Raw genomic sequence first — 13,742 nt, forward strand, 5'->3', positions numbered from 1 at the left:
CGTGACCCGCTATCTCGCCGCCGACCTGCATTTCGACCACGGCGAGGTACTGGAGTACACCGACCGCCCCTTCGCGTCGGTCGGCGAGATGAACGACCGCCTGCTGGCAAACTGGAATCGGGTCGTCGGCCCCGACGACGAGGTGGTCTATCTCGGCGACCTCGTGGTACCGTCCGAACCGACGACGGTCCGGCGGTGGCTCCGCCGCCTGAACGGTGATATCACGTTCGTCGTTGGCGACCACGACGAGGGCGTCCGCCGGACCCGCGCGGTTACCGCACGCCGGCAGTACCGCTTCGAGGCCGACGGCTCCGGGTTTCTCTGTATCCACGACCCCGCCGATGCGCCGTCAGAGCGAAGCGACTGGCTGATTCACGGCCACCACCACGACATGCGACCCGAGGAGTTCCCCTTCGTCGACCCCGAAACCCGCCGAAGTAACGTCTCCGTCGAACTGACGGGCTACGAACCCGTGCCGGTCGCGGAACTGGTCGATTACGTACGACGACGGAAGCGACTGCGGACCCGCCCGTAGCCTATTTTTCGCGAACCGTGCCGCCACCGAGGCCTTCCCATTCGACGCGATAACCGAGTCGCGACAGCACGGCGCTCGTCTCGTCGATACCGCGCTGGTCCAGCAACGCTTCGACTTCCGAGAGGTCCAACCCCGCCTCGATATCCTCAGCGATGTCCTCAAGCACAGCGGGTCGGACCAGCGTTCGGCCGACCAACTCGTGGTCCGGGAACGCGGCGTCTTCGATTGCCGACTCGGGGACGCCGTACTCCTCGGCGAGTCCGGCGATGGTGGTCACGTCAGTCTCGGGTGACAGTTCGTCCGGCAGCGAATCGGCGCTTTCGGCCCGGAGGTCCTCCTCGTAGTGTCGCAGGGCGTCCCGAATGTCCTTGAGGCGGACGGTCCGCTTGTAGGGAATCGCCCGGTGGCCCGCGGCCTCGATGTCCTCGCCGACGCCGAGGCTCTCGTCGTAGGCGACGATGAAGGCCACGTCCTCGAGGTCCGCAAACCGGGAGAGTTTCTTGTCGACGTACTCGGGCGTCCAGAACCCCATAATCTCGAAGAACACGCGGAACTCCGAGTGCTTCCAGTCGAAGGCGAAGTCGGGGATGACGACGTGTTCGCCGGCCGCCAGCGGTTCGGGTTCGCGGACGATGCCCCAATCGAGGTCCAGCGACTCGAAGCGAGCGTAGAAGTCCGATTCGACGCCGCTGTCGAAGGTCGGTTCGGCAACGGGGTCGGTTCCCGGAACCGTCACGTCGCCCGTGTCGAGCCGTAGCAGGCGTTCGGTGCCGCGGTCGTCGATGGTCGCTTCGAGGTGCCATTCGTTGGCTTTCGCGACCGTCCGTAGAAGGCGGGCAAAGCGCGTGCCGTAGCGGCGGGAGCGCCGAAAGAGCGCGTCGGGGCCGGTGACGATGACCTCACGGCCCTCGTCCGTCCGCTCGATTTCGTACATCAACCGAAGCCGTTTGACCGCCGAGACGAGCGCTTTCGGGTCCGACGAGCGAACATGGACCTCCGTGGCATCGAAGAGGGCGGTCTGGGCGAGCGAGAGGTCGTACTGCTCGCGGAGGCTTTCAGGGTCGTATCGAGTATCGCAATCGACCAGTACCTGCTCGATATCGCGGTCGGCAAAGAGCGAGGCATCGATATCGCCGGCCTCGGCGTCGAGTCGGTCCGCCGCACGGTTCAGAGCGGCTTCGCGGGCCTCCTCGGTGACGACGCCACCGGCGGCTTCGGCGGCCTCGAAGGCGGCCGTCCGTGCGCGAATCGGGTCGACCGGCGCGCGCGTCTCGAAGGTCGCCTCCCGTTCGAGGAGTTTGGCGAATCCCCGGACCAGTTTGAAATCGTCGGCCTCCCGTTCGAGGTCCGTCAGGGCTGCCTCCAGCTCCTCGCGGCGCTTGTCGACGTGGCCCTGATAGACGCCGAGAACGCGGGCAGCGAGCGCCTCGTCGTCGGGGCCGGTGAACTGCGGGTGGTAGCCGCCGCCGGCCCGCGAGACGCGGAGGAGGTCCTTCGTCAGCACTACCCGACCATCGGCCGCCGGGGGCCAAAAACTCCCCGGCGTGTCGCCGAAACCGCAAGACACTATTGTCGGATTCCGCTACGCCCTCGGTAGTGTTTGGTTTCCGCCGCGTGCTTGGATATCTCGCGCTGGTAGCGACGCCGACCGCGCTGCTTGCCTCCTCGCTTTTCGGTGACGTCACCGACACCCCGCTCGTCAGTGTTTACGGCCTCATTGGCCTCACCGGCGCTACGACGGTCGTCGCCGAACGGGACCGCGTCTTCGGCGTCGGCACGACCTCGCTCACGGCCGACGACACGCTGGACGCCGTCGCCGTCGTGGCCGGGGCCGTCCTCACGCACGTGGCGAGCGTCGACGTCGGCCTCGGTCCCGTCGTCGCCTCGGCGCTGGTCGGCCTGCTCGCCGGCCTCCTGACGCCACGGGTCGACGCCGCGGCCTACTGTGGCTCCTTCGTCGGCATGGCCTCGGCACAGGTGTTTCCGGCCGTCGAATACCTGCTTCTCGCGGGGGGCGTCTCGGCTCTCGCCTTCGTCGCGGCAAAGGGCGCCTTCGAGGGAGTCGGTGGGAAACTCGGCACGCTGGCGCTGTTCGGCTGTGTGACGACGGTCGCACTCACGGGCGCCGACTTCACCGCTGGCGAGGCCCTCGCGCCGACGGCAGCGGTTTCCGTCGTCCCGGTCGCCGCCCTCGCCGCCGTCGCGACCGTCGTCGTGAGCCTGCGGTTCGACCACGGGGCCGTCGTCGGGTCCGCGCTCGTCGGGCTGGTCGCGGGGCTCTTCCTGACCGCAGTCGGTTCCGAGACGCTGGCCGTCGTCACGTTCTGTGCCACCTTCGTCGGCATGTCCTCACGTGACCGGCTCCGCCATGAGGGCTACGTCGCGCTCGCGGGCGCGCTATCGGGCATCGTCTTCATCGCCGTCGCAACGGCCTTCGCTGGCGCAGGGGGCAAACTCGGTACGATTGCCTTTATCGCCTGTATCTCGATTGCTGGCGCCGAACGGTTCGTCTGATTCAGTCCTCGGCCGCTTCGGGCGCCTCCGCCGGGTCGACGAGTTCGCCGGTTTCGGGGTAGACGCCGACCTGTTCACAGAGGTCGGCCATCGGACAGGCGTCGGGGTCGTCGAGACACGCGGGTTTGCGCGCCGAACAGAACTCCCGACCGAACTGAATCATCGCCGTGTGGCCGAACCCGCATTTCTCGGCGGGGACCGCGGCTTCGAGGTGTTCGCGGACTTCCTCGTGGTCGGCATCCGCAGGCGCCAGTCCCATCCGGCGGGCGATGCGGTGGACGTGGGTATCCACGGGAAAGACGCCGCCGCGGCCACCCGAGAACAACAGGACGCAATCGGCGGTTTTCGGCCCGACACCCTTCATATCGAGGAGGGCGTCTCGAACCTCGTCGGGGTCACCGTCCTTGACGAACTCGTCGAAGCCGTCCGCGCCGCCGTATTCCTCGACGATACCGCCGGCGAGACGGATGAGCGTCTCGGACTTTTGATTGTACAGGCCCGCCGAGGAGATGGTTTCGGCGAGTTCGTCCTGCGGAGCGTCGGTGAGGGCTTCCGCGAGGTCACCCGGATTGCCGGTGTCGTATTTTTCCATCAGCGCGTCGTGGGCCGGCTGGCTCGCCTTATCCGAGGTGTTCTGGCTCAGAATCGTCCGGACCAGACACTCGAAGCCATCCCGGCCGCCGTACGTCTTCTGCCAGTAGCGGTCGCCGAGGCGGTCGACGACGCGCTCGGCGCGCGTATCGGCGGTTTCGGGGTCGAAATCGGCGAAGGCACCGCCGCCAGACGCGCCCCCGGAGATGTTCTCGGCGGGTTCGTCGTTCATGGATGTGGGTAGGGCTTGCTTCGAAAAAACGCTACGTCCCCCGGCAGTCACGTCATCGACGCCCCCGCGTTTCGAGTCGAATCGCTACGCGTCGACTCGCAGGACGCATTCGAGGTCGGCGCCCTCGGCGAGTGCGGCCACGAGATTGCGGTCGATGTCCGCGGCGGCCTTGTCCGCGCCGACCATAATCGTGCGGTCGTCGACGTAGTCGCTGGTGCGGCCGACCATGCTCCGGTCGTTCTCGAAGGAGAGGTCGGGATGGCCGCGGCCCTCGATGGTCTCCTCGTGGCCGTCGGCCCGGAGCGTGGCCGTAATCGTCGCTTTGTGGGACTGGCAGGCCTCGACGAACTCCGCATCGAGGTCGGCAGGGACGGTATCGGCCTCGACGGCGAGGATACAGTCGCCCGCGGGCGTGAGCCAGTCGTCGCTGGTGAGTTCGAAGGTGCTCGCGTGTTCGGCCGAGACGTTCTCGTGGCCGCTCGCGCGTACGCGTCGTTCCATGGTCGGTCGGAAACGGTGCCGGTACTTCAGACCGTCCGTTCGCGTCGACGTCTACGGATAGTATTTATATACTAGCCGAACACCGTTTGGTAACCAATAACGTACGAATTTCGGTGTGTGATAGCTGTTTTCACGGGGGTAAACCTCCGCAATTTTTAAATACGGCAATCCAGTATGTACAGGTACCAGAACGCGTCCGGCGTTCGGCAGCATCGTAAGCCGACCAGAATGACAGGAGCACTTCCTTATATGGCGACTGGCCTTTCCAGTAGTGGTAGCTGTCGCCGCCGGAGCGGTAATGGAGTAGATCGATAACCATGGCAGAGTCAATTAACGAATCCGATAACGTAGAACTCACAGACGACGACCTCGAAAACAAATCCAAAGGGCAGCTCATCAAGCTCGCCGGTCAACTGCGCGACCGACGAAACGAGCTGAACCAGATGGCCTCCGAGCGGGCCTCCAAACGCGACGAACTCAACGCGAAGACGCGTGAGAAGGTCGACGAGGCCCAGGAACACCGCGAGAAGCGGGACGAACTGAACGAGCAGGTTCAGGAACACAAGGAAAGCCGAAACGAGCTGAACGCGAAGGCCAACGAGCTTTTCGACAAGGTCGACGACCTCAAAGAGGACCTCGAACTCGACGAGGGCAAGAGTGTCGACCAGCTCAAAGAGGAGATCGAGGAGTTGGAGTTCAAACAGCAGACCGAGGTTCTCTCGACCGAGGACGAGCGCGAACTCATCGAGAAAATCGAGGAGAAACGCGAGAAGCTTCAGGACCGCAAGGACAAGCTCAACCAGACGGACGACCTCGACGAGCTGAAAGAGGAAGCCCAGGAAGTCCGCGCCGAAGCCTCCCAGCACCACCAGAAGGTGACCGAGCTTGCGGACAAGGCCCAAGAGCACCACAACGAGATGATCGAGGCTTACCGCGAGGCCGACGACATCCGTGACGAGGCCGACGAATGGCACGAGAAGTTCGTCGACGCTCAGGAAGCCGCCGACCGGCACCACGAGGACTTCGTCCGCGTCCAGAAGCGCCTCCGCGAACTCGACAAGGAAGAAGAGGAAGAGCGCGAGGACGAGCGTGCCGAGGAACGCGAGGCCGCCAAGGAAGAGGCCGAGGAAATCTACCAGAAGTTCAAGGAAGGCGAAACCCTCGACACCGAGGACCTCATGAAGCTGCAGAAGGCCGGCAAACTCTAATACTGCTCCACAACGCGACTCGCTCCTGTCGCGGCCTGACGGCCGCCGGATAGTCGCACACCACGATTTGCAGTTTTCTCACTTTCACGATATTCGCACCTCATAGCGGTAGCACTGGCGAAGCTACGAACTATCGTTTCGCGATATTACACAGAAATAGTAGTTAGCATCCGCGAGGGCGGGTTCGAAGAACCCGCCCGAAGCGGTTCACCGCGCGAGCGAAGCGAGCGCGGGACCGAGGCCTGACCGAAGGGAAGGCCGAAGTGTCTTTTTCATCGAAGTTTTTGCCGGCGCGCGAAGCGCGCCGTGCAAAAAGTTCGGTGTAAAACGTGGGGGTTTCTAGTGATCGTCCTCGCGCCACTTGTGGTCGCACTCGACGCAGGTGAAAAAGCGGGTTTCGGATTCGTCGGCGGCGCGAATCTGTTTCATCTCGTAGCGGGCGCGGTCGTGGCCGCATTCGGGACAGCGGGCGTTGGTCGTCGGGCCGATTTCGGCGTCGTCGACTTCGGACATGTCGACGGGGCCGCTGTCGTGGTCCTGGCCTTCGGTCGTGGTCATGCGGTCGGCGTCGCTGTCGCCCTGTGCTTTCTCGAAATCACAAGAACTGCAGACCCACAGCCCGTCCTCGCTGTGCATCATCGAACCGCACTCGTCGCAGAATTCCATCTTGGTTCGGAAGAGGCCAGCCGCGTATTTAAACGGCGGGATTCAGCCCTCGCCTTCGGACTGGCCGGGTTCGCCGATGGCTTCCGTCGGGAGATACTCGTAGAGTTCGTCCCGGAACTCGGCAGCGGAGTCGTAGCTGTCGCTGGTGGTCTCGCTGATGAGGTCGCCGAGGTTGGCCTCGCCGTCGGCCAACTCGACGGTGACGTCGGCGAGTTCGTCGGCGGCAACCTCGCGGTCGACGGGGTAGGAAAGCGAATTGAGGACGGCCTCGATGCGGCTGAGTTTGACAGTACGTGACATGGTTTGGATAGGGCGGCCGACCACAAAGTCCCGTCGGCGTTCGGAAAGGTGATACGGCGCCCGTTCGACGGATGGATAGATGCTGGGGACGGACCGACGAGTTATCGTGCTGGCGTTGGCGCGGATGGCCGACGCCGTCGCGAACTCCTTTCTGATTATCGTCCTGCCGCTGTACATCGCTAGCGGCGAGTTGGCGCTGCCGGGGCTCGAAGGGCTAGTGATATTCGGCTATCAGATTACGCTGGAGTTGCTCATCGGCTTTGCGCTGTCGCTTTTCGGCTTTCTGAACAGTTTTGCCCAGCCGTTTACGGGCCGGCTCTCGGACCGAACCGGCCGACGGAAAATCTACATCCTCTTCGGGTTGTCCGTGCTGGCGGTGACGGCGGTGGCGTACGCCTTCGTCGACACCTACGAGGCGCTGTTGGTCGTGCGGGCGCTGCAGGGCCTCGGCGGTGCCTTCGTCATCCCGACGACCATCGCGCTGGTGAACGACCTCGCCCGGAGCGACGCCGAGCGGGGCGGCAACTTCGGGGTGTTCAACACCTTCCGACTCATCGGGTTCGGCTTCGGGCCCATCGTCGCCGGCCTCGTGGTACAGGCCGGTCCCTATACGCTCGTGAACGGCGTCGTCCTTTCGGGGTTCAACGCCGCCTTCGGGGTGGCCGTCATGGGCGCGCTGGTCAGTTTCACGCTGGTCACGATTCTCGTCGAGGAGCCGGAGATCGCCAAGGCCGACGCCACCGACGACATCTCGATTTCGGTCACGGGCGAGCCCGCCGACCAGTTGCTCGACCCGATCTTCGTTCTCGGAATCGGCACCCTGTTCATGGCCATCAGTATCGCGCTGTTCGCGACGCTGCAGGAGGCGGTCAACACGCGACTGGACCAAGGGCCGATGTGGTTCGGCATCCAGTTTTCGGCGGTCGTCATCGCCAACGTCGTCCTCCAGATGCCAATCGGTCGGGCATCGGACCGTATCGGCCGGCGGCCATTCCTCGTCGGCGGACTGGTCATCCTCGCGCCGGCCGTCCTCGCACAGGGACTGGTTACCTCCCCGTGGACGATGCTCGTCGCGCGCCTCTTCCACGGGGTCTCGGTAGCGATGGTGTTCGCACCGGCGCTGGCCGTCGCGGGCGACCTCGCCGAGGAGGGCCAATCCGGAACCACGCTGTCGGTACTGACGATGGCGTTCGGCTTCGGCACCGCCATCGGGCCGCTCGCGTCGGGGCTGCTGTTCGGGTACGGCTTCGTCGTTCCCTTCGCCTTCGGCGCCGTGCTGGCGGTCGCGGCGCTCGTACTCGTCGCGACGCAGGTCGAAGAAACGCTGGAGGGGGCCGTCGTCCCGCAACTCATCCCGCGGCGGGGCGAGTGAGGGCCATCAGAAATCCGTCGTCCAGCAGTGACTACATTCCGCACACTCGAAGGCCGTCTGAATCCCCGCATCGGTTATCTCGCGGTTCATGATTCGTCCTGCCTCCGCCGCACACTCCGGACAGGTCCGTCGCACACATCTAGATTCGACGCTGTCCGTATGAGGGGTTTCCCTAATTACTTGGATGAGTAACAGGACAGCCGGTCAGTAGCCGCCGGTCACGTCGAAGCAGTTTCCACACCGTGCGACGTCGCCGTCGAGTTCCTCCACGGAGACCAGTCGGGTTCGTGTCGGTGGAACATCCCTGAGCGACCCGCACGCTGCCACCCCCATGCCGTCCTCGTTGCAGGGTTTGTGGAGCGTCTCGGTGTGCGTATTGAGGACGTGCGCCATGAAACATGGATAGGCGACAATCGGGTATAGTCTTCCACCCTTAACGTTTAGGGCGGGAACGGAAGCGAGAGGAACGGAACGCGCCGGGAGCGTTACCGGTTACGACCGAGCGATTCGTGGCTGGTCACCCAGTCGGAGGCGGAGATGGCGGCACCCAGCGAGATTTCACCGGCGAGAACGGTCGCGGCAGCGATTTCGGCGAGTTTGTTGACGTTACCGGGGCCCTTGCAGTCGATCATCTCCAGACACTCCTGTTGAGTCGCCATCCCCGTCCCGCCGCCGTAGGTGGCGACGATAAGCGAGGGAATGGTCACCGAGATGTGCAGCGAGTCGTCGTCCAGTAGCGTCGTGTTGAGGATGGCCGCCGAGGATTCGGCGACGTTGGCCTCGTCCTGTCCGGTCGCGATAAACAGCGACGCCAGCCCATTTGCGGGGTGGGCGCCGTTGGTGTTCGCGCCCGAGAAGAAGGAGCCGATGGTCGCGATTTTGCCGTGGTGGGCGAGGCTTTCGGGTTCGGCACCGAGGTGGTGGATGCACGTCTCACGGTCCAGCGTCACCTCGGCGGTGACGCGCTTGCCGCGAGTCATCAGGTCGTTGACCTTGGAGGCCTTCTTGTCCGTCCCGAAGTTGCCCTCCAGATAGAAGTTCTCGACGTAGCCGGGATACTCCTGTAGAATCCAGTTGCAGGCCGCGAAGGTAGCCTTCCCGACCATGTTCTGGCCGGCGGCGTCGCCCGTTTTGAAACTGAACCGCAGGTGGGCGAAGTTGTTGGTGAGGTAGTCCTCGACCTCGATGAGTTCGGCGACGCTGGAGGTCTCTTCGGCCTTCTCCTTGATGGTGTCAAAGTGGTCGGCGACCCAGTCACGGAAGTCCCGGGCGTTGCGGGCGTCCTCGAAGACGAAGACGGGCGCGCGGTTCATCCGGTCGTCGGCGACGGTCGTTTTCGCGCCGCCGTTCATGTTGATGGCCTTCATCCCGCGGCTGTAAGAGGCCACGAGCGTCCCCTCGGTCGTCGCCAGCGGAATCGGATAGTAGCCCTCGGCGTGTTCGCCGTTGACCTTCACGGGACCGGCGATGCCCAGCGGCATCTGGGCGACGCCGACGAAGTTCTCGATGTTGCCCTGCCCCATCGAGGAATCGAATGAGTACTGCGGGACGTGTTCGAGGTCGACCCCGGTCTCCTCCTCGAGCCACTCGTGGCGCTCGGCGATGGCCTCCTCGCTGTAGTTGTCCTCTTCGGACCGAGGAACGCTCGGCAGTTGGCCCTCATCGCGGATGGTATCGCTAATCTCCAGGGAGAGTTCGCCGAACGGTTCGGCGAGGAAGTCGATATCGATGTCGTGGTCGCCCGAGGGGAGGTTGAACCCCTCGACGATGACCGTGACGGTACGGCCGACCGGGAACGGAATCGGGTCGTTCTCGGAGATTTCGTCGAGCGTGAACGTCTTGCCGTCCGCAGTCTCCAGCCGAACCGATTCGGGGTCGATTTCCTCGCCGTTGACGACCAGCCGCGACACTCCCGCGAACTTGGCGTCCTGCAGCCGGTTTTTCACTTCGAACTCGATGCCGTCGTCGGTGTCCTTCAGGCTCCCGTAGGTGTAGAGCCGTTTCAGAATCTTATCCGGGATGTCGAGGGAGACGAACCGCCCCGCCCCGATGAGGTTCGCGTAGAGACGCTTCAGAATCCCGCTATCTGGGGTTGGAATGACCATCGCTGTGGCTCATGCTCAATACAAGCACTGAAAAAGATTGTGTGGAACCCCTAGGAACAGCCTAAAGGAATCGATATCAGTTCGCGTGACACACGGCTTAAACAGCCATTTTGAGACGGCCTCGAGCCGTATTTTATACGTTAGCGGTCGAGGAATTCCCGCATCGCTTCCCGCTGGGTGTCGGTGCCGAACAGTTCCCCCCAGAGGCGGCGCTGGTAGCCTCGCTCGGCGTCCGGTTCCCGCCAGGCGTACTCGAACGCTTCCTTTGCGGCCCGCATCGCGAAGGACGGCTGAGAGGCGAGGTCCTCCGCCAGCCCCTCGGCGTAGTCGGTGACGTTGTCGTGGGCCATCACGTCGCCCACCAGACCGAGTTCGTAGGCGTCCTGTGCGTCGATACGTTCGGCGAAGAATACCAGTCGCCGGGCCGTCTCGTCGTCGACCAGTCGGACCAGTTTCCGGACGCCGCCCCAGACGGGCACGACCGCGAGGTCGAGTTCGGTGTGGCCGAGGACTGCACGTTCGCTGGCGACGCGAATATCGCAGTTCAGCGCGAACTCCCAGCCGCCGCCGAGACAGTAGCCGTTGATGGCGGCGATTGTCGGTACCGGAAAGCGGGCGATATCTCGTGTGACGCGCTGGGCGGTTTCGATGTAGGCGTCGGCTTCGGCAACCGTCGCATCGACGAGTTCCCGAACGTCCGCGCCGACCGAGAAGGCCTCCTCGCCCCCGCCGGTCAGCACCAGAGCGTCGATATCGGAATCGCGGGCGTCGGCGAGGGCGCCTTCCAAGGCCTCCAGCGTCGCCGAATCCAAGGCGTTGTACCGCTCCGGGCGGTCGATAGTGAGCGTCCCCACGCCGCCGTCGGTGTCGAGCCGGACCGTGGTCATGCGTCGGCAAACGGGCGGGGAGGATATAAGGCCCGGTGGCCGAGAGGATACCGCGCCCGAAGAGACCGGATTACAGCCCGGTCGTGTACCCGTCGAAGTCGTCGAGGCCACCCTCCACGGAGCCGACGCTATCGAGGCTTTCACCGACCGGTCCGAGCCGCTCTTCCATGATTCGTTCGAGTTCCGTGACGGGCGTCGTCTCCAGCAACTCCCGTGGCAGGTCGTCGATGACTTCGAGTTCGCGTTCGAGGCGTTCCGGCATCGCTGCCTCCCGGACGGATTCGGGCAGTACGTCGAGACTGAGTTCGTCTTCGCCGGGGATGGCAGGCGTCGGGTATCCGGGCTGGTTCGGCGGGCCACCGGGCCGGTACTCGCGAGGCGGCGCGCCGGCAGTACTGCCGTGGGGACCGTCTGGCGTCGGGTAAATCCACGCGTGCATCATCGGCGCCGTATAACAGGGCAACGTGAGGTCCTCCGGGTTGCCGGAGGCGTAGTCCGATTCGTGGACCTGCCGGTAGTACCACCACGCGAACCGACCTGGAACCCCGTCGTGGGGGTGATACGGGAAGCACTCACCGCAGTTGTTCTCGTAGCCCCACGCGTCGCGGACCTCCATGATTTCGTCTTCCCTGTCGGCCCAGTTCGGGTCGCCGTTCTTCGCCGCGACGTACATCGGGCCGAGCGGCTTCCACCATTTGTTGTCGAGGATGATGGCGTCCGGCCGCCACGGTTTGGGTGCGTAATACTCGTCGCCGATATAGCGCGGGTTCAACCAGTGGGAGACGCCATCGTTGACCGGTCCCGGTGTGGCGATATCGAAGTAGGGAATGTACCCCTGCGCGATGAGCGCGCCCGGGTTGTTGAGCGCCGGCGATGTAAGCGCCTCTCTGGAGGCCTTGATAAGGTCGATCGTTTGCTGGGGCCAATCGGTGCAGTCCGGCCAATCCGCTTCGGTACAGCCGCTGGATGCGTGGTCCGGGCTGTTGCCGCTGGGCTCCGAAAGGCCCGTGCCGTACGGACAGGCGCCCATCGACGCGTTGACGTGATGCATCGTATGGCCCGGCCCGGTTGAAGCGTGCGGGTGGTCCGGACACATCAGTTCCTGCACCCGGTCGTCGTGTTCCCCTTCGCCGTGTTCACCGCCGCCGTGCATCTCGCCCGCCGCGGCGATACTGTAATACTGGCAGTTCCCGCCGCCGTGGCCGTCATCTCCCCCGTGGCCGCCTTCGTCTGCGCTCGCGGCACCGACGAGCGTGAGACTCGCCGCCGTACCGCTCGTCGCCTTCAGGACTCGCCGTCGGGAGAGGCCGTTCGGTTCGGAGTTCGACATGCGACTAGCGCGTCAATCACTACCAAAGTCATTCTTGGGCCGCAGATATGCAACTCGGTCGAAACCACCCGTAATGACGGATATACCCCCGGTTATGTTCGCCACATTGCTATTGGGTCCGAAGCGTGTCGCCCGAACTATGCGGTCTGTTGACATACACTTAACTACGGCCCGTGGGTGGTTCGGGCCGTTTCACAGGGGTGTCGTCGAATCGGCGGCGGTTCGGCTACGGGCAGTCCACGAGATACGACTGCTGAACGACGGAACGACGGTCATGCTCTACGAGTATGCTGGCGACGAGGCCGCGGCCCGACGACTCGCAGCCGAATATTTCGACTCCGAGCAGGCGAACTGGCAAACCGCGACCATCGACGGCACGCAGTTGATGTACGCGAACGCGAGACCGAGCACCCTCGTCGCCGGCATACTGTCCGTGCTCGATGAGTGGCGCATCGCCGTCGACTGGCCGATTACGTTCTCAACCGACGAACGACTCAAGGCGACGCTCGTCGGCGACCACGAAGCGATTCGCGAGGCGCTTCGGTCGGTGCCCGACGACGTCAACGTACAGGTCAACCGCACCGGCGAGTACCGCTCCGAGCGGGACGCCATTCTGACGGACTTGACTCCCCGAGAGCGCGAAATCCTGGAAACTGCCGTCGCCCTCGGCTACTACCGTAACCCTCGGGGGGCCAACTACACCGACCTTGCGGCGGCGCTGGACTGCTCGACGGGGACTGTCGGCGAGCACCTCCGCAACGCCGAAACGAAGGTGATGGCCGCGCTGTTCGACAGCCACGACACCGACCGAAGCCGTCTCGCCGAGGCTGACTGAGCGCTGTATCGAAACATCCCCTTTTTGTACGCGACGCCGCGTAGTCGTCCTCAATGACGCTCTCGGAGGAGGCCGAATCCCGTCTGGAGGACCTCGTGGCCCTGCAACCGACGAAGAACAGCGAACTGCAGGACCGCTGGAGCATGGACAGCGGCAGCGACGTCCACCAGTACCTCGAATCGGAACTGAAGGAGTACTACTACCGCGACGAGGACAGCCTCATCCGCGCGACGCCGGAAGCCGCCGACCTCGTCGGAATGGACGTCGGTGAGGACATCGTCCGCGTTCCCGAACTGCAGGCCCGGATTCTGGACGTCATCGCCGGCCCCGACGAGGACCCCCAGAGTGTCGTCTCCGTCCTCCATGCCCTCCGTGAGGAGACCGACCTCGACCCCGATACCGATTCCGTCCGTTCGGGCCTCCGGAGCCTCGAAGACAAGGGCGTCGTCGAAGTCATCTCGAAGACCGTTCCCACCTTCCGGCTGGCCGTCGAACGTGCGGACCTACAGGTCGAGGTGCTGGACGACCCCGTCGAAGCCTGACGCGCCTGCTCGGTCCTCCTCTCAGTTTTCATTTGCAGGGCAGACCTGCGGTGCCGCGATGCTATATCAACTGCCGGGTGGTATGCGTTCGGCCGGCACATGAGCCCGACAGTTAAGCCCGAGG

General features: G+C 64.2%; 16 protein-coding genes. 6 read left to right on the forward strand and 10 right to left on the reverse strand.

Annotation, left to right across the window (positions count from 1 at the left end):
• Position 1 precedes the first annotated feature (1 nt).
• The gene (locus tag HWV23_RS05565) at positions 2–535 is read left to right on the forward strand and encodes a metallophosphoesterase (protein ID WP_178289433.1); all 534 of its coding nucleotides are present in this window, start codon (positions 2–4) and stop codon (positions 533–535) included.
• 1 nt (position 536) lies between these two features.
• Here HWV23_RS05565 and HWV23_RS05570 read toward each other — a convergent pair whose 3' ends face one another.
• Positions 537–2,039 (reverse strand): DUF790 family protein, encoded by a 1,503-nt coding sequence (locus HWV23_RS05570; protein ID WP_178289434.1) that lies wholly within the window; start codon positions 2,037–2,039, stop codon positions 537–539.
• Positions 2,040–2,131: 92 nt separating this feature from the next.
• On the opposite strand from HWV23_RS05570, the gene HWV23_RS05575 reads away from it, so the two are divergent.
• The gene (locus HWV23_RS05575) at positions 2,132–3,049 is read left to right on the forward strand and encodes a hypothetical protein (protein ID WP_178289435.1); all 918 of its coding nucleotides are present in this window, start codon (positions 2,132–2,134) and stop codon (positions 3,047–3,049) included.
• A 1-nt stretch (position 3,050) separates the two neighbouring features.
• Here the strand turns inward: HWV23_RS05575 and HWV23_RS05580 are convergent, their stop codons facing one another.
• Together HWV23_RS05580 and HWV23_RS05585 are read right to left on the reverse strand one after the other, a co-directional pair.
• The gene (locus HWV23_RS05580; protein ID WP_178289436.1) at positions 3,051–3,872 is read right to left on the reverse strand and encodes an endonuclease III domain-containing protein; all 822 of its coding nucleotides are present in this window, start codon (positions 3,870–3,872) and stop codon (positions 3,051–3,053) included.
• 84 nt (positions 3,873–3,956) lie between these two features.
• The gene (locus HWV23_RS05585; RefSeq protein WP_178289437.1) at positions 3,957–4,373 is read right to left on the reverse strand and encodes a DUF371 domain-containing protein; all 417 of its coding nucleotides are present in this window, start codon (positions 4,371–4,373) and stop codon (positions 3,957–3,959) included.
• A 317-nt stretch (positions 4,374–4,690) separates the two neighbouring features.
• Here HWV23_RS05585 and HWV23_RS05590 point away from each other — a divergent pair, with 317 nt between their 5' ends.
• Complete coding sequence (locus HWV23_RS05590) at positions 4,691–5,581, forward strand: coiled-coil protein (protein ID WP_178289438.1); 891 nt, start codon at positions 4,691–4,693, stop codon at positions 5,579–5,581.
• 339 nt (positions 5,582–5,920) lie between these two features.
• Here HWV23_RS05590 and HWV23_RS05595 read toward each other — a convergent pair whose 3' ends face one another.
• Both HWV23_RS05595 and HWV23_RS05600 read right to left on the reverse strand, forming a co-directional pair.
• Positions 5,921–6,247 (reverse strand): transcription factor S, encoded by a 327-nt coding sequence (locus tag HWV23_RS05595; protein WP_178289439.1) that lies wholly within the window; start codon positions 6,245–6,247, stop codon positions 5,921–5,923.
• Between the two features lie 42 nt (positions 6,248–6,289).
• Positions 6,290–6,547 carry a DUF5789 family protein gene (locus HWV23_RS05600; protein WP_178289440.1) on the reverse strand — a complete coding sequence of 86 codons (258 nt, stop codon included), beginning with the start codon at positions 6,545–6,547 and terminating at the stop codon, positions 6,290–6,292.
• Positions 6,548–6,626: 79 nt separating this feature from the next.
• Here HWV23_RS05600 and HWV23_RS05605 point away from each other — a divergent pair, with 79 nt between their 5' ends.
• Positions 6,627–7,919, forward strand: coding sequence for an MFS transporter (locus HWV23_RS05605; protein ID WP_178289441.1), 1,293 nt, complete (start codon positions 6,627–6,629; stop codon positions 7,917–7,919).
• Between the two features lie 6 nt (positions 7,920–7,925).
• On the opposite strand, the gene HWV23_RS17170 is transcribed toward HWV23_RS05605, so the two are convergent.
• From HWV23_RS17170 to HWV23_RS05625, 5 genes are all read right to left on the reverse strand, one after another.
• Positions 7,926–8,054, reverse strand: coding sequence for a hypothetical protein (locus HWV23_RS17170; protein ID WP_281362693.1), 129 nt, complete (start codon positions 8,052–8,054; stop codon positions 7,926–7,928).
• A 69-nt stretch (positions 8,055–8,123) separates the two neighbouring features.
• Entirely contained in the window at positions 8,124–8,312 is a 189-nt protein-coding gene (locus HWV23_RS05610; protein WP_178289442.1) for a hypothetical protein, read from the reverse strand.
• 92 nt (positions 8,313–8,404) lie between these two features.
• Positions 8,405–10,024, reverse strand: coding sequence for a hydroxymethylglutaryl-CoA reductase (locus HWV23_RS05615; protein WP_178289443.1), 1,620 nt, complete (start codon positions 10,022–10,024; stop codon positions 8,405–8,407).
• A 140-nt stretch (positions 10,025–10,164) separates the two neighbouring features.
• On the reverse strand, positions 10,165–10,911 hold the full coding sequence (locus tag HWV23_RS05620; RefSeq protein WP_178289444.1) for an enoyl-CoA hydratase/isomerase family protein: 747 nt from the start codon (positions 10,909–10,911) through the stop codon (positions 10,165–10,167).
• A gap of 70 nt (positions 10,912–10,981) precedes the next feature.
• Complete coding sequence (locus HWV23_RS05625) at positions 10,982–12,241, reverse strand: hypothetical protein (RefSeq protein WP_178289445.1); 1,260 nt, start codon at positions 12,239–12,241, stop codon at positions 10,982–10,984.
• A 139-nt stretch (positions 12,242–12,380) separates the two neighbouring features.
• On the opposite strand from HWV23_RS05625, the gene HWV23_RS05630 reads away from it, so the two are divergent.
• Positions 12,381–13,076 carry a helix-turn-helix domain-containing protein gene (locus HWV23_RS05630; RefSeq protein ID WP_425487435.1) on the forward strand — a complete coding sequence of 232 codons (696 nt, stop codon included), beginning with the start codon at positions 12,381–12,383 and terminating at the stop codon, positions 13,074–13,076.
• Positions 13,077–13,129: 53 nt separating this feature from the next.
• A complete protein-coding gene (locus HWV23_RS05635) occupies positions 13,130–13,618 on the forward strand; it encodes a DUF5797 family protein (RefSeq protein ID WP_178289447.1) in 489 nt (162 codons plus the stop codon).
• Positions 13,619–13,742: the final 124 nt, after the last annotated feature.

Source organism: Natronomonas halophila (assembly GCF_013391085.1).
GTDB lineage: Archaea > Halobacteriota > Halobacteria > Halobacteriales > Haloarculaceae > Natronomonas > Natronomonas halophila.